General features: G+C 73.2%; 13 protein-coding genes. 2 read left to right on the top strand and 11 right to left on the bottom strand.

Going from position 1 to position 15,585, the window contains the following annotated elements; all coding sequences use genetic code 11:
• Positions 1–3: 3 nt before the first annotated feature.
• From AB0881_RS06050 to AB0881_RS06000, 11 genes are all read right to left on the bottom strand, one after another.
• Complete coding sequence (locus tag AB0881_RS06050) at positions 4–960, bottom strand: oligopeptide/dipeptide ABC transporter ATP-binding protein (protein WP_366614620.1); 957 nt, start codon at positions 958–960, stop codon at positions 4–6.
• Positions 957–1,988 carry an ABC transporter ATP-binding protein gene (locus AB0881_RS06045; protein WP_366614619.1) on the bottom strand — a complete coding sequence of 344 codons (1,032 nt, stop codon included), beginning with the start codon at positions 1,986–1,988 and terminating at the stop codon, positions 957–959. Before AB0881_RS06045 ends, AB0881_RS06050 begins: the two co-directional genes overlap by 4 nt.
• On the bottom strand, positions 1,985–2,884 hold the full coding sequence (locus AB0881_RS06040; protein WP_366614617.1) for an ABC transporter permease: 900 nt from the start codon (positions 2,882–2,884) through the stop codon (positions 1,985–1,987). Before AB0881_RS06040 ends, AB0881_RS06045 begins: the two co-directional genes overlap by 4 nt.
• Positions 2,881–3,828, bottom strand: a complete 948-nt coding sequence (locus AB0881_RS06035; RefSeq protein ID WP_366614615.1) for an ABC transporter permease — start codon at positions 3,826–3,828, stop codon at positions 2,881–2,883. Before AB0881_RS06035 ends, AB0881_RS06040 begins: the two co-directional genes overlap by 4 nt.
• 25 nt (positions 3,829–3,853) lie before the next feature.
• The gene (locus tag AB0881_RS06030; RefSeq protein ID WP_366614613.1) at positions 3,854–5,350 is read right to left on the bottom strand and encodes an ABC transporter substrate-binding protein; all 1,497 of its coding nucleotides are present in this window, start codon (positions 5,348–5,350) and stop codon (positions 3,854–3,856) included.
• Between the two features lie 168 nt (positions 5,351–5,518).
• Positions 5,519–6,487, bottom strand: coding sequence for a hypothetical protein (locus AB0881_RS06025; RefSeq protein WP_366614612.1), 969 nt, complete (start codon positions 6,485–6,487; stop codon positions 5,519–5,521).
• Positions 6,484–7,587 (bottom strand): hypothetical protein, encoded by a 1,104-nt coding sequence (locus AB0881_RS06020; protein ID WP_366614611.1) that lies wholly within the window; start codon positions 7,585–7,587, stop codon positions 6,484–6,486. Before AB0881_RS06020 ends, AB0881_RS06025 begins: the two co-directional genes overlap by 4 nt.
• Positions 7,584–8,033: a DUF4188 domain-containing protein gene (locus AB0881_RS06015; RefSeq protein ID WP_366614610.1), complete on the bottom strand. Its 450-nt coding sequence runs from the start codon at positions 8,031–8,033 to the stop codon at positions 7,584–7,586. The genes AB0881_RS06020 and AB0881_RS06015 overlap by 4 nt, the downstream gene beginning before the upstream one ends.
• Positions 8,033–9,667 carry a phenylacetate--CoA ligase family protein gene (locus AB0881_RS06010; RefSeq protein ID WP_366614608.1) on the bottom strand — a complete coding sequence of 545 codons (1,635 nt, stop codon included), beginning with the start codon at positions 9,665–9,667 and terminating at the stop codon, positions 8,033–8,035. The genes AB0881_RS06015 and AB0881_RS06010 overlap by 1 nt, the downstream gene beginning before the upstream one ends.
• A gap of 202 nt (positions 9,668–9,869) precedes the next feature.
• A complete protein-coding gene (locus tag AB0881_RS06005) occupies positions 9,870–10,499 on the bottom strand; it encodes an MBL fold metallo-hydrolase (RefSeq protein ID WP_366614607.1) in 630 nt (209 codons plus the stop codon).
• The gene (locus AB0881_RS06000; protein WP_366614606.1) at positions 10,499–11,584 is read right to left on the bottom strand and encodes an S-(hydroxymethyl)mycothiol dehydrogenase; all 1,086 of its coding nucleotides are present in this window, start codon (positions 11,582–11,584) and stop codon (positions 10,499–10,501) included. Before AB0881_RS06000 ends, AB0881_RS06005 begins: the two co-directional genes overlap by 1 nt.
• Before the next feature lie 106 nt (positions 11,585–11,690).
• Here AB0881_RS06000 and AB0881_RS05995 point away from each other — a divergent pair, with 106 nt between their 5' ends.
• On the top strand, positions 11,691–12,887 hold the full coding sequence (locus AB0881_RS05995; RefSeq protein ID WP_366614605.1) for an amidohydrolase family protein: 1,197 nt from the start codon (positions 11,691–11,693) through the stop codon (positions 12,885–12,887).
• A 214-nt stretch (positions 12,888–13,101) separates the two neighbouring features.
• A complete protein-coding gene (locus AB0881_RS05990; RefSeq protein ID WP_366614604.1) occupies positions 13,102–15,543 on the top strand; it encodes a substrate-binding domain-containing protein in 2,442 nt (813 codons plus the stop codon).
• The last annotated feature ends 42 nt before the right edge of the window (positions 15,544–15,585 follow it).

Here is a 15,585-nt window from a genome sequence, read left to right as displayed (position 1 = left end):
CGGTCACTTCCCCTCGTGGAGCAGGCAGGCCACCCGGTGACTCCCGCCCGCGAGCACCGGGTCGGTCTCGGCGCAGCGCGGCATCGCGTCCGGGCAGCGGCCGCGGAACCGGCAGCCGCTCGGCGGGTTCGCGGGATCGGGCTGCTCGCCGCGCAGCACGATCCGCTCCCGGCCCCGCTGCCGGACCGGATCGGGCACCGGCACGGCCGACAGCAGCGCCCGCGTGTACGGGTGCAGCGGCTCGGCGACCAGCTCGGCGGCGTCGCCCTCCTCGACCACGCGGCCGAGGTACATGACCACGATCCGGTGCGTCAGGTGCCGGACCGTCGCGAAGTCGTGCGAGATCAGCAGCGTGGCCAGGCCGTTCTCGTCCTGGAGCGCCAGCAGCAGGTTCAGGATCTCCGAGCGGGTCGACAGGTCCAGCGCGGACGTCGGCTCGTCGGCCACCAGCACGCGCGGCTCCAGCGCCATCGCCCGCGCGATCGCGACGCGCTGCCGCTGCCCGCCCGACAGCTCGCCCGGGTACCGCTGCGCCAGCACCGGATCGAGCGCGACCCGTTCCAGCAGCCCGGCCACCCGGTCCGCGCGCTCGCCCCGCGTCCCGACGCCGTGGACGGCCAGCGGCTCGCCGACGGCGTGCCCGACCGTCCGGGACGGGTCGAGCGAGCCGTACGGATCCTGGAAGACGACCTGGAGGTCGCGGCGGACGCGCTTCAGCCCGCGGCCGCGCAGCCGGGTGATGTCGCGGCCGTCCAGCTCCACCCGGCCCGAGTCGGGCGCGGCCAGCCGGGACACCAGCCGCCCGACCGTGGTCTTGCCCGACCCGGACTCCCCGACCACGCCCACGGTCTCGCCGGACCGCAGGTCGAGATCGACCCCGTCGACGGCCCGTACCTTCGCGAAGGACTTGCGCAGCTCGCGCGCGCTCAGCAGCCCCGTGTCCATCGGTGTCGTGCTCATCGGGCCTCCTGGAGCTCGATCTCGCCGGCCGCCACGCGCAGGCACCGGGTACCGCGCGCGGCGTGGCCGCCGGTGCCCCCGTCCAGTCGCGCCTCGACGGGTTCGGTACGCGCGCACGCGTCGACCGCGTACTCGCAGCGCGGCCGGAACCGGCAGCCGGCCGGGAAGTCCCCGGCGGACGGCACCCGGCCCGGGATGACGTCGAGCGGCGTGCGCGGCGCGCGGCCGGCCGGGACCGAGCGCAGCAGCGCCCGCGTGTACGGGTGCCGCGCGGACGCGAACAGATCGGTCACCGGCGACCGCTCCACCACGTGCCCGGCGTACATCACCACGACGTCCTCGCAGAAGTCGGCCACCACCCCGAGGTCGTGGGTGACCAGCAGCACGGCCACGCCCGAGTCGCGCTGGAGGTCGCGCAGCAGGCCGAGGATCTCCGCCTGGATCGTCACGTCCAGCGCGGTGGTCGGCTCGTCGGCGATCACCAGCCGGGGATCGCAGGAGATCGCCGCGGCGATCATCACGCGCTGCTGCATGCCGCCGCTCAGCTCGTGCGGGTAGGCCCGCAGCCTGCGCGCGGCGTCCGGGATGCCGACCCGGTCGAGCAGCTCGCGCGCCCGCGAGCGGGCCGTGCCGCGCCGCTCCCCGAGGTGCAGCCGGCGCGACTCGGCGATCTGGTCCCCGACCGTCATCGTCGGGTCCAGGCTGCTCATCGGCTCCTGGAAGATCGTGCCGATCTCCCGGCCGCGGATCCCGGCCAGCTCCCGTTCCGGACGGTTCAGCAGCTCCCGGTCCCCCAGCCGCACGCTCCCGGCGACCGGCCGGATCCCGGCGGGCAGCAGGCCGAGCACCGCCATCGCCGTCATCGTCTTGCCGCAGCCGGACTCGCCGATCAGCGCCACCGCGCCGCCCGCCGGAACGGCGAACGTGACGTCGTCCACCAGCCGCGGCTGCGCGTGCCCGCCGGCGAGATCGAGCGTGAGCCCCTCCACCGACAGCACGTTCCGCGCGTCCTCCAGCCGTTCGCTCACCGGGCCCTCCCTCCGGCCACGGCGTCGCGCAGCCTGTCGCCGAGGACGTTGAACGCCAGGACCGTCAGCAGGATCGCGACGCCCGACGGCAGCACCGAGTACGGCGCCTCGAACTGGTTCTCGTAGGCGGCCTTGAGCATGGAGCCCCAGCTGGCCTCCGGCGGCTGGACGCCCAGGCCGAGGAAGCTCAGGCTCGCCTCGGCCAGCAGCGCGAAGCCCATCAGCAGCGTGACCTGCACCAGCAAGGGGGCGCGGATGTTCGGCAGCACGTGGACGAGCAGGATCCGGCGGGTGCTCGCGCCGATCGCCTCGGCCGAGGAGATGTAGGTCTCCTCGGCGACCACCATCGTCGCGCCGCGCACGACGCGGAAGAGGTGGGGCGCGAACACGATCCCGATGGCGACCATCGCGGTGGTCAGCGACGGGCCCATCACGGCGATGATGGCCAGCGCGAACACGATGGCGGGGATGCTCAGCAGGGTGTCCGACAGCCGGTCGGCGACCGCGTCGAACCAGCCGCGCCGCAGCCCCGCCAGCAGCCCGGCAGGGACGCCGATCGCCATCCCGACCGCCAGCGAGATCAGCGGGGCCAGCAGCGAGATCCGCGCCGCGTAGATCACCCGGCTGGCGACGTCCCGGCCGAAGTCGTCGGTGCCCAGCGGGTGCTCGGCGCTCATCCCGGCGAACCGGTTGAACAGGTCCTGCGCGTTCGGGTCGTGCGGGGCGACCAACGGTGCCGCGACCGCGAGCGCGGCCAGCAGCACCAGGTACGCGGCGGCGGCCACCGCGGACGGCCCGGACAGCATCGACCGCAGCAGTCCCGGGCGCCGGCGCCGCGCCCGTTCGGGCGTCCCGGGCGTTCCGGCCGTGGCGGGCGGGGTGGCGACCACGCTCATGCCGTCCTCACTTTCGGGTTGATCCGGCCGTAGGCCGTGTCGACGAGCAGGTTGGCGGTCACGACCACGACGGCCGCGAAGATGACGAAGCCCTGGAGGACGGGGTAGTCGCGTTCCAGCACGGAGTTGACGGCGAGGGTGCCGAGGCCGGAGATGCCGAAGACGGCCTCGACGACCACGGTGCCGCCGAGCAGCTTGCCGGTCTGGAGGCCGAGCACGGTCACGACCGGGATGGCGGCGTTGCGCAGCACGTGCCCGCGGACGAGCCGGCTCCCGGACGCGCCGCGCGCCCGCGCCGTCCGGATGTACGGCTTGGCCAGCACGTCGGCCACCCCGCCCCGGGTGTGCCGGGCGATCTCCGCCGCGACCGCGACGCCGAGCGTGACCGCGGGCAGGACGAGGTGCCGGAACCACGTCCCGACGCCCTCGCCGAGCGGGGCGTACCCGGTGGCCGGCAGCCACGGGTTGACCAGCGCGAAGAACGTGACCAGGACCAGCCCGATCCAGAAGCTCGGCATCGCGATCCCGACGGTGGCGATCGTGGACACCACCCGGTCGGTCCAGCCGCCCTGCCGCAGCCCGGCCAGCACCCCCGCGCCGACGCCGAACACCGCCGCGAACAGCAGCGCCATCAGCGCGACCGACAGGGTGGCGGGCGCGGCGTCGGCCAGCAGCCGCCCGACCGGCAGGCCGGAGAACATCGACTCGCCGAGGTCGCCGCGCGGCAGCCCGCCCAGCGACCGCGCGTACTGGAGGAGGACGGGGTCCTCCAGGCCGAGCTGCTCGCGGATCCGGAGGACCTCGTCGGGGGTGGCCCGTTCCCCGGCCAGCAGCTGGGCGGGATCGCCCGGAACGAGCCGGATCAGCAGGAACGTCAGCAGGTGCACCAGCCAGATGACCAGGACGGCCGAGGCCAGCCGGCGCAGGAGTCTCGCCAGGTTCATGGGAATCGTCCCTTCCGGGCCGTGGTCAGGCGCCGACGCGGACGCCGCGGAACTCGTACGTGCCGGTCGGCGGGACGACGATGCCCTCGACGTCCGGGCGGACGCCGATGACGTTGTCCGGGGCGCAGATCGGGATCACCGGCGGGCCCGCCTCGTACGCCTTGCGGAACAGCTCCCGCAGGGGTTTCCGCTGCCGTTCGGCGTCCAGCTCGCGGCGCGCCTGGTCCAGCAGCGGCCTGCCGTCCGGCACGGCGAACTTCCCGGGGTTCACCGCGCCGCCCGGCAGGTAGTAGTCGGCGACGAACGTGGAGGCGTCCGGCCGGCCGACGTCGATCGGCGTGACCATGAGGTCGAACTTGCCGGTGCGCAGCGTCGGCGTGGACTGCGCGGTGTCCACGACGCGCAGCTCGGCGCGCACCCCGACCTTCTCGAACTGCGCCTGGAGCGCCTCGGCGAGGATCTGGTACTGGGTGATGTTCGGCGACGTGATGGTGATCGCCAGCGGATTCCCCGGGCCGTGCCCGGCGGCGGCGAGCAGCTCGCGGGCGCGGGCGGGGTCGTGGACGGCGTCCGGCCGCGCGTCCAGGCCCGGCACGTGCGGCGAGTACGACCGGATGAACGGCTGGACGGTCGGGGTGCAGCCGTCGTTCTGGAGGTTCTTGTCCAGGCTGGCGCGGTCGATCGCCTGGCTGAGCGCCGTGCGCACCCGCGGGTCCTTCAGGCCGGGCCGGCCGGTGTTGACGACGGCGGTGTAGATCAGCGAGCGCGGCTTGCTGAGCAGGGTGATCCCGGCCGACCGCAGCCGGGCGGTGTGGGAGGGGCGCAGGTAGGCGGCGTCGAGCTGGCGCGACAGCAGCGCCCGCAGCCGGGTGCTGTCGTCGGTCATCGTGATCATCTTGATCCGCGGCATGGTCACCGAGTCCGGGTCCCAGTAGCCGTCCCACTTCTCGTAGGTGACCTGCCGCATGGTGTACGAGGTGACCTTGTACGGCCCGGCGCCGACCGGCCGCTTGCCCAGGCCGGGGTCGTTCACCGAGCGCGGGCTGATGATCATCCCGGCCTCGCCCGCGAGCACCCCGAGCAGGTGCCCCCCGGGCCCGGACAGGTGCAGCCGGACGCGCCGGTCGCCGACGGTCTCGATCTCCCGGACGACCTCCAGGTCGCCGGCCACCGTGCTCTTGGGCCGCTTGCCGTGCTCCAGGCTGGCCTTCACCGCGGCGGCGTCGAGCGTGGCGCCGTCCTGGAACCGCACGCCCTCGCGCAGCGTGAGCTCGAACGTCAGCCCGTCGTCCGCCAGCTTCCACTCGGTGGCGAGCCCGGGCACGAACCCGCCCTCGGGGTCGATCTTGATGAGGGTGTCGAACACCGGGTGCAGGAAGATCAGGTCGAACTGGGCCCCGCGGTGCGGGTCGAGGGTGGTGGCGCGGGTGGAGTAGCCCCAGCGGAACTCGCCGGTCCGCTCGGCCGGGCCGGTCGTCCCGCACGCGGCGGCGAGCGAGGCGCCCAGCGCGAGCGCCAGCACGGGCGCCGCGCGCCGCTGGGAACTCGTCTTCCGACATCGTCGTGGCCCTGGCCCCATGACGTCCTCCCGGGAGGCGGCAGCGAAGTGTGGCGAACCTAACAAACTTCCTGGACGTATAGCAAGTAGTTGATCCGCGCGGGGCTGGGGCCTGCCGGGCGGCGGGCGGGCCTAGCGGAGGCGGGCGGAGAGGGGCGGGGGTGTGAGGGGGCGGCCGACGCGGGTGATGTTGAGGAGGCGGGACGGGTCGTCGATGTCCAGCAGGCGGGCCAGGCGCTGCTTGGTGCGCTGGGCGTCGATGATCTGGCTGAGCGGGTGCGTCGTGTGGCCGAGGGTGGAGAGGGTGAGCCACTGGCGCATCAGGACGCGGCCGAGGTCGACCTGCTCGGTGTGCGTGGAGCCGGGGCGGGCCACGAGCACCACGACCTCGCCGTCGTAGTCCAGCAGGTCCTCGGAGGCGCCGGCGAGGACGCCGGGGACGCCGAGGCGGCGCAGGAGGGGGTAGGCGCGCGGGGACAGGAGGCGGCCGAGCATCCGGGCCTGGAACGGGGTGAGATCGAGCGCGCGATCGGTGAGGCCGTCCTGGTGGTAGCGCGGGTCCTCGGGGTCCAGGCGCAGCCATTCGCGCAGCTCGCGGGCTATGGACGGGGTCGCGAACATGTGCCGGTCCGCGTCGTACAGCAGGTCGATCAGGTCGCGGCACGGCAGCCGGCGGATCCCGGCCTCCTCCTCGGCGGCGAGCTTCTCCAGGCGGGCGGCGACCGCGTCGTCCAGGCGGCCCGGCTCGTGGCCGGCGCGGCCGGAGCGGCGGGCGCGGACGTCCTGGACGGTGAACGGCGTCGTGTACGGCCCCTCGGCCGCGACGAGGTGGCCGAGGCGGTGCCCGGCCGCGTCCGGGTCGTGCCGGAAGTCCACGTCCAGCCCGGCGTCGGCGCAGACGATCAGGCAGGTCTCGACGAACGCGCCCAGCGCGAGCCGCAGGTCGCGGCCGGACGGGTCGGCGGCGGGGAGGGTCCGCGCCGGATCCCAGCCGATCTCCACCGTCTCCTCGCGGTAGCGGAGCACCCAGGGCTGGGTGTTGTGGGCGCTGGGCGCGCGCCAGAAGTCCGGTTCGAGCTCGCGCAGGGCGTCGGGCTTCAATGCAGCTCTTTCTCGTAGAACGTGTAACCGTGCAAGGGCCTGCCGCCCATCGCCGTGTACTGGGACGCCGATCCGAGGTTGCCCCGTTCCACGTAGGTGCTGCGCAGCGACTCGTATCCGTTCGCCCTGAGGTTGCGGAGCAGTTCGCGGGAGAGCAGCCGCATGTAGCCCTGGCCTTGGGCCTCCGGAACGACGCCCTTGATGATGAGGACGGCGTCGCGGCGGTACCGGGAACGCGTCAGCAGGAGGCGCAGCTGGTTGAGGAGATGCAGATCGCCGCCGGTTCCGGTGACGTACTCGGAGATGTCCGGGACGCAGAGGACGAACGCCACCGGCCGTCCCGCCCTGGTGAGGTAGAGGAGGAGCGATTCGTCGATGAGGTGCGCGAGCCCGTCCGTCTGCCGGTCGAGCTGCTCGGCGGAGATCGGCGTGTAGTAGCCGAGTTGCGCGAAGCTCGCGTTCAGCATCTCGCGGAGGATCGGGAGCTGCTCGCGGAAGCGTTTGCGGTCGCCTTTGTGAAGGTGCAGGTCCTCGGCGGCGAGGCGGTCGTCGTCGAAGGGGAACGCGGTATCGGGATCGGCGGTGGTGGGGCAGATCCAGGTGTCGGATTCGAAGCGCCTGGCGAAGCCGTACGCCTCGTACGCCCGCGGATAGTACGGGTGGTTCCACGCGCTGTCGATGAAGCCGCGGTCCTCGAAGCCCGAGGTGATGACGCCTCCCGACTGGTTCGGGAGCAGCGACACCGGACCGAACGCGGAGTCCTTTCCCGCCGCCCTTCCGGCTTCGCGGACGGCGTCGAAGAGCGCCTCCGCGACGCCGTCCCGTTCGGCGAACTCGGTGAGGCCGAAGAGCTGCGCCTTCCGGCCGAGCCTGGTGTCGAGATCGGCGTCGGTGTGCAGCGTCGTACGCGCGACCACCGCGCCTTTCGCGTCGCGGAGCAGGAACAGGCGGACGCCGGGGACCTCGCCCTTGTGCCAGCCGCGGATCTGCTGCGCCAGCGCCGGTACATGGCGCGGGTCCGCGCCGTACAGCAGGCGCGTGAAGCCGATGAACTCGCGCAGCTCCCGGCGGCTTTCCACGGGGACGAGGGAGAAGCTCACCCGCGCTCACGGACCACGGGCGGGCCCTTCTCCTCGCGGGACAGCGCGGTGAATTCCGGAATGTGCGCCATGACGTCGCCCTCGGCCCGCCAGACGCCGTTGCTGTAGCCCTCCGGCTCGGCATTGTAGAGCCGGATGTAGCCGCCGGTCGCGTTCTTCTTCCCGTTCGTCACCCAGACCATCAGCTTGCGGTGATAGCGGCTGCGCGCGAACTGGAGCAGCGCGTCCCGGTCGGTGAAGAACGCCAGCGTTCCCAGCGTGAACGGGAATTCCCAGTAGACCTTGTGCCAGCAGTAGCCGCGCATCCGCTTCATGTCGCGGACCATGCGGTACCAGGTGAAGCTGAGCGTGATGATGGAGATCGGCCCGCGGTAGCGGGTGGCGCCGACGAACATCGCGGTCGCCTGGCCCTGCGGCGGCGCCTTGCTGAAGTCGGTGGTCCGCATCAGGCCGCCTCCGTCTCCGCCGTGCCCGCGTCCTTGACGAGGTAGGTGTTCTTGAGCCTGCTCGCCCCGGCGAACGGGCCCTCGCCGGCCGCGTGGACGCGCACGCGCAGGTCACCTGCCGCCGGATCCTCCTTCAGCGAGGCCGCGAAGTCCCGCGACACCGACGCCAGGTGATCGAGCACCCCCCGCCGGCAGCGGTCGATCAGGGCGGCGGTCGCGTCGCCGTCCAGCTCGGCGCCCTCGCGCAGCTCGATGTGGACGACCGGCCGCGACTCCAGGTCGGGCAGCTCCTCCAGCGACATGCAGAACCGGGCGATGTCGGACGCGTGCGGGTTGCCCTCGTACAGGCCGTACTCGACGTCCTGCGGGTACAGGTTGGCGCCCATGTACGAGATCGTGCTGTCGGCCCGCCCGAACAGGAACAGCAGCGGGAGCGCCATCTTCTCGTCGGCCGTGGCGCGCCGGCACTCCGCCCACCGCTCCGGATCGCGGCGGATGATCTCCTTGACCCTCGCGAGCGGGTGCAGCAGCGCCTCGTCCCCGACGTTGTAGCGCAGCTTGGGCTGGAGGCAGGTCTTGTTGTTGATCGTGCAGAGCAGCTCGCCACGCTCGTTGACCTCGAGGAACGTCTCCAGCGGGTTGTAGTGGAAGATCATCGGCAGCCGCTGCTCGTCCGCGCCGAGCAGCTCGCGGCGCAGCTCCGGGTCGGTGGCCAGCCGGCGGCGCAGCCACACCGTGAACCCGGTCTCGGCGCCCATCCCGATCGTCAGGTCGCTGGCGCCGTACGCGGACCGCACCTCCTCGAACCGGCGCTCCAGGTACGCGCGCAGCGCCTCGGTCATGGCCTCGCCGCCGACCATGCCGCGGATCCGGTACCGCTCCCACGGGAAGCCGATCTGGTCCAGCCGGTCCTGGAGGTGCTTCAGGAACGGCGGGTACGCGGTGATCACGTAGTCGTAGCCGGGCCCGAAGTGCTCCAGCGTGTCGACGATCTTCTCCAGGTCGGGCCCGGTGTTCTTCACCATCGCGATCCGGGTCATCGCGGTCCCGGTGGTGGTGCCGGTGGCCCAGGCGCCCATCGAGTAGCCGTTGATGACGAACAGCCGGTCGCCGGGGAAGACCAGCTCGATGTAGCCCGCCGCGTTCCGGTAGATGCCCTGGAGTTCGCGCGGGCCGCGCACCCAGTTGTACGGCTTGCCGGTCGAGCCGGACGACTCGTCCACGACGACCCCGGCCCGGTGCAGCTTGCCCTCCTGGCAGCGGCTGGCCTCGTCGTACACGCCCGCGTAGTTCTGCTTCGTCATCTCGGGGTAGTCCCGCAGCCGGCGCGGCGGCCGCCCGCCGCCGGACGACCGCCGGACGAAGTCGCGGTACGCGGGGACGTCCACGGCCCCGAACGCGCAGGCGACGCGCGCGTGCCGGGCGGCGAGGCGGTCCAGGACCGGATGGTAGCCGCGCGCCACGTACCGCCACACGGCCGGGTGCACGGACGCGCTCCGGTACGCCCCGGTGAGCGACCAGGAGTACGCCTGGAGCCGGATCCGGCGCCAGCGTTCGCGCAGGGTCAGCCGGCCGAGCCGCGGCGACAGCCGCTCCCCCGTGCCCGCGGCCGTGCCCGTCTTCGGTGAGGTCATCGCTCGCTCCCCGTCGTTCGCCACCCGCCCGAACGCCGGATGGCCATATGACCACCTTTCCAGCGGAATATGATCATCCGAATCGGGAGAGTAGCGGAGTCGACACCCGTCGTACTACCTAAACGGCCGAGGGCGCCCGTACTCAGGGTGACCCCGCGGGTGCGGCCCGCGGGGTCACGGAGAGCGCGGCACGGGCGGCGGATCAGTGCCCGCGGTCGATCCATTCCTGCAGGTGGGGCGCCTCGGCGCCGATCGTGGTGCTGTCGCCGTGACCGGTGTGCACCACCGTCTCCGCCGGCAGGGTGAGCAGCCGGTCCCGGATCGAGGCGATGATCAGGTTGAAGTCGGAGAACGACCGGCCCGTCGCCCCCGGCCCGCCCTGGAACAGGGTGTCGCCGGTGAAGACGGCGCCCAGCTCGGGAGCGTGGAAGCAGACGGCGCCCGGCGCGTGCCCCGGCGTGTGGATCACTTCCAGGCGGGTGCCGGCGACCTCGATGACCTGCCCGTCCACCAGGTCCCCGTCCGGGCGCCGCTCGGCGTGGGTGAGCCGCCAGACCGGCAGGTCGTCGCGGTGCAGGTACACGGGAGCGCCGGTGGCGTCGGACAGCTCGGGCGCGACCCGCACATGGTCGTCGTGCGCGTGCGTGGCCAGGATCGCCACCAGCCGCCGGTCGCCGACCACCCGCCGGATCGCCGCCGCGTCGTGCGGCGCGTCGATCACCACGCACTCGGCGTCGTCGCCGACCACCCACACGTTGTTGTCGACGTCGAACGTGTCGCCGTCCAGGCTGAACGTCCCGGACGTCACCGCGTGCTCGATGCGCGCGGCCACTAGAACACCACCACCGAGCGCAGCACGTCGCCGTGGTGCATCTTGGTGAACGCCGCCTCGACCTCGTCCAGCGCGATCGTCTCGGACACGAACGCGTCCAGGTCCAGCCGCCCCTGCCGGTACAGGTCGATCAGCATCGGGAAGTCGCGCGAGGGCAGGCAGTCGCCGTACCAGGACGACTTCAGCGCGCCGCCGCGGCCGAAGACGTCCAGCAGCGGCAGCTCCAGCCGCATCTCCGGGGTCGGCACGCCGACGAGGACGACGGTCCCGGCCAGGTCGCGGGCGTAGAAGGCCTGCTCGTACGTCTCCGGCCGGCCCACCGCGTCGATCACCACGTCCGCGCCGAACCCGCCGGTCAGCTCCCGTACGGCCTCGACCGCGTCCAGGTTGGACGAGTTGACGGTGTGGGTGGCGCCGAGGTCCTTCGCCCAGGCCAGCTTGCGGTCGTCGATGTCCACGGCGATGATCTTCGCCGCGCCGGCCAGCCGGGCCCCGGCGACCGCCGCGCTCCCGACCCCGCCGCAGCCGATCACCGCGACGCTGTCGCCGCGGCCCACGTTCCCGGTGTTGATCGCCGCGCCGAGGCCGGCCATCACGCCGCAGCCCAGCAGCCCGGCCGCCGCCGGGCTCGCCTCCGGGTCCACCTTCGTGCACTGCCCGGCCGCCACCAGCGTCTTCTCGGCGAACGCGCCGATGCCCAGCGCCGGCGACAGCTCGGTACCGTCCGCCAGCGTCATCTTCTGCTTGGCGTTGTGGGTGTCGAAGCAGTACCAGGGACGCCCGCGCAGGCAGGCGCGGCACTGCCCGCACACCGCGCGCCAGTTCAGGATCACGTAGTCGCCGGGCTCCACCCCGGTCACCCCGGCGCCCACCGACTCGACGACCCCGGCCGCCTCGTGGCCGAGCAGGAACGGGAACTCGTCGTTGATCCCGCCCTCCCGGTAGTGCAGGTCGGTGTGGCACACCCCGCACGCCTGCACCTTCACCAGCGCCTCGCCCGGGCCCGGGTCGGGCACCAGGACGGTCTCCACCGAGACCGGCTCCCCCTTGCCCCTGGCCACCACTCCGCGCACTTCATGTGTCATGGACGTCCTCCTCGATGGGCCTCGTCGCCGCCGACCAGCCTAGAGATCGTTCCCCCAGCGCGCCCTACCCCGTCCATTCAGCGAAAACGCTGCGATCATTGGAGGCATGAGCGAGCTGACCATCACCGATGCCCTGATCTTCGACGGCTGGTCGGCGGACCTGCGGGAGGCGTCCCTGCACGTGCGCGACGGCGTGATCACCGAGATCGGCGACCGGGTCACGCGGGCGGAGCAGGTGATCGAGGCGCGCGGCCGCACGGTACTGCCGGGCCTGATCGACGCGCACTTCCACGCGTACGGGATCTCCCTGCTCAACCTGGAGTTCGACGCGGGCCCGCTCAGCTACCTCGCGCTCAAGGGCGCGCAGCGGCTCGGCCGGGCGCTGCGCCGCGGCTTCACGACCGTACGGGACGTGGCGGGCGGCGACCCCGGCCTGGCGAAGGCGATCGAGACCGGGCTGATCGCGTCGCCGCGCTACCTCTACACCGGCCCGGCGCTCAGCCAGACCGGCGGGCACGGCGACGGCCGCCCCGGCGACCTGGACATCTGCCTGCACGGCCACCACATGAACGAGGTCGTGGACGGGGTGGACGCGCTGCGCACGGCGGTCCGCGACCGGTTCCGCCGCGGCGCCCACGCCATCAAGATCATGGCGTCCGGCGGCGTGGTGTCGCCGACCGACCCGATCCGCCGCCCGCAGTACTCCGCCGAGGAGATCCGGGCGGTGACCGACGAGGCGGCCCGGCGCGGCAGCTACGTCGCCGCGCACGCGTACTCGCCGGAGGCCATCCGGCACTCGCTGGTCAACGGCGTCCGCTCCATCGAGCACGGCAACCTCATGGACGAGCCGACCGCGAAGCTGATGGCGCAGCACAACGCGTACCTCGTCCCGACCCTGGCCACCTACGACGCCATGGACCGGCGGGGCGAGGAGGTCGGCCTGCCCGCCGTCGGCCGCGCCAAGAACCAGGAGGTCCTGGACGCGGGCCGGCACGCCGTCGAACTCGCCCATAAGGCGGGCGTCCCGGTCGGCTTCGGCACCGACCTCATGGGCGACCTGGAGGACGACCAGCTCCTCGGCCTGCGCCTCCAGACCGAGGCGGCCGGCGCGCTGGCCTGCCTGCGTTCGGCCACCTCGGTGAACGCCAGCCTGCTCGACCGCGCCGACCTGGGCCGCGTGGAGATCGGCGCCCGCGCCGACCTGCTCGTCCTGAACGGCAACCCGCTGGAGACCCCGGCCGTCCTCTGGAACGAGGACGAGCCCCGCCTGATCGTCCAGTCCGGCCGCCCGCTGCTCACCTGAAGCCCGCCCACGGCCGCTCGTCCGCGCCCGTTCCCGCCCCGTCCCACGCTCGCCAGCGCCCGCCCGCGGCCACATCCGGCATGCCCTAATCGACATACCGCTGTTGTGGGCAGGGAACATTCCTGTACACCAGTAGCAGCCCCCGCCCGGAATCAGGCCATGCTTGCCTTCCCCGCATGGCCCCCATCGCCCACCCCTCCCCGTCACGGACCCCATGGCCTTCCGCACGAGACCGCGGCACCGTTCCATCTTCTGGGTCGACATGGTCGGCTCCAGCGACGAGAAGATCAGCGACACCGAGCGCCGGGAAGCCCGCAAGGGCATGTACGAGGCGGCGCACCGGGCGTTCCAGAACGCCGGCCTGCCGGTGTCCGCCCCGCGCCGCTGGTTCGTGCACAAGGAGGACCGCGGGGACGGCGCGTTCTGGCTCTTCCCGCCCCGCTGCCCCAAGCACCGGCTGCTGGACGCGCTCCCGTACCTGGTCACCGCGCTGGAGGAGTACAACCGCGGCGTCCCGCCGGAGAAGTCGCTCCGGCTCCGGGTGGCGCTGAACTTCGGTGAGCTGAACTTCGACCAGGAGGGCGTCAGCGGCACCTGGATGGACCGCACGGCGCGGCTGCTGGACGCGGCCGAGTTCAAGGCCGAGGTCGAGAAGTCCGGCGCCATCGTCGGCGCCATCGCCTCGCGCGGCTTCCACGAATACGTCGTCATGCCGTCCTCCGCCCCCTGGCCGAACGCGTTCGAGCGGCTCACGGTGCTCGTCCGGGTCGGCAGGGCGGCACCGGCGGAGGAGGCGGCGTGGATCGCCTTCCCGCGCGGCGTTCCGCTGCGCGACACCGCCCGGATGAAGGCCGTCCGGTGGCTCGTCCGCGTGCGCTACGCCGCGGTCATGAAGGCGCGGCGGTGGTTCCGCCGCCACCCGCGCGCCATCCGGGCCGCGCTGTCGGCGGCGCTGGTGGCGGTGGCGCTGCTCGTGCCGGCCGGGGCGCCGCGGCCCGCCGAGTGCGAGGGCCGTCCGGTCCAGCTGCGCGTGCGGGTGTCGCCCGAGAAGGAGACGCTGGTACGGGCGCTGGCCCTGCGGTTCGAGCAGACGACGCGCGACCGGGAGAAGTGCCGCAGGGCGGACGTCAACGTCGTGTCCGCGTCGTCGCCGGGCGGCGCGCGGGAGGCCACCCAGCAGGGCTGGCTGATCCGCGACCGCAAGGAGCCGCTGAACGAGGCCGACGTGTGGCTGCCCGACTCGACGCTGGACGTGGAGCAGGCGCAGGCGGCGCTGTGGGCCAACGGGATCGGCACCGTCGCGCTCAGGACGCTCGGCTCGGTCACGACCTCGCGGCTGGTGGTGGCGGTCCCGGCCGCGATGGCCGACGACCTGTCGCTGTCCGGGCACACGATGCGCTGGGACGAGCTGCTCGGCTGGCCGGGCGAGGGCTACGCGTTCGGCAGGGCCAGCCCGCGCGCGTCCAGTACGGGCCTGGTCGCGACGGTCGCGCTCTACCGGGCCGCGCTGAAGGCCCCCATGCTCGACTTCGCGGCGCTGACCACCGACGGCGCGGCCGGGGTGCTGCACGACGTGGAGAAGTCGATCGCCCGCGAGGACGACGAGCCGGGCAAGCTGCTGTGCGCGATGCGGGAGTCGCCGGAGGACGGCGAGCTGCGCCGGACGGCCCTGCTGGTCTCGGAGAAGTCGCTGATCGACTACCGCGTGGGCGCGCCGCTCGGCGGCGGGACCTGCGGCGGGTCCGACACCGCCCCGCCCGAGCTGCGGCCCTTCTACGCCGAGGAGGGGATGCCGCTCCTGGACCACCCGTACGTCGTCGTGTCGCGCACCGCGCCGCTCGCCCCCGAGCGGCGCCGTATCATCCACGACTTCTACCGCTTCCTCAAGCGGCCGGACGCGCAGCAGAGCTTCAAGGACGCCGGCTACCGCGACGGGTCCGGAACGACGACCTCGCACCAGGCCGACATCCCGTCCCTGGTCCCGATCGTGAACCCGAGCGGGCGGTTCCGGGACGGGCCGCTGATGGACGCCTGGAACACCGCCCGCAAGTCGGCGCGGGTGCTGTTCGCCGTGGACGTGTCGCGCCCGATGGCCGCGCCGTTCCCGTACAGCAAGGGCACCCGGGTGGCGGCGGCGGCCGACGCGATCGGGCTGGCCCTGCCGCTGATGGGCGGCCGCGACCAGATCGGCCTGTGGGAGTTCGCGGACGGGGCGGGCGGCGGCGGGCGCGACCACCGTCCGCTGGTGCCGGTCGGCTCGCCGGACGAGGAGCGGCGGATCGAGCGCCTGTCCGACCGGCTGGCGGGCCTGCGCCCGACCGGGCGCGGCACCGGGCTCGTCCCCGCGCTGCGCGCCGCGATCGGGGAGATGCGCGGCGGCGGGGACGGCGCCGACCCGGCCGAGACGACCCGGGCCGTCATCGCGATCACGTACGGCGTCGACGGCGGGCGGGAGGTCGCGGACCTGGCCGCCGACATCTCCCCGGACGACCACGTCCGGGTCTACGTGATCGCGTTCCATCAGGACAGCTGCCTCGCCGGGCTGGACCAGGTCACGCGGGCGTCCGGCGGCGACTGCTACGAGATCGACGGCATGGCGACGATGCGGGAGGCGCTCGACGGCATCGCCGCCGGGCTCTGGGGGGCACCGCGCTGACGCCCCTGCCCCCGCTGCCGACCCGGCTGACCCGGCTGACCC

This window comes from Spirillospora sp. NPDC029432, assembly GCF_040703975.1.
Classification (GTDB): Bacteria; Actinomycetota; Actinomycetes; order Streptosporangiales; family Streptosporangiaceae; genus Spirillospora.
The sequence above is the reverse complement of the archived record's forward strand: the minus strand, read 5'-3'. Positions and strand labels throughout refer to the sequence as shown.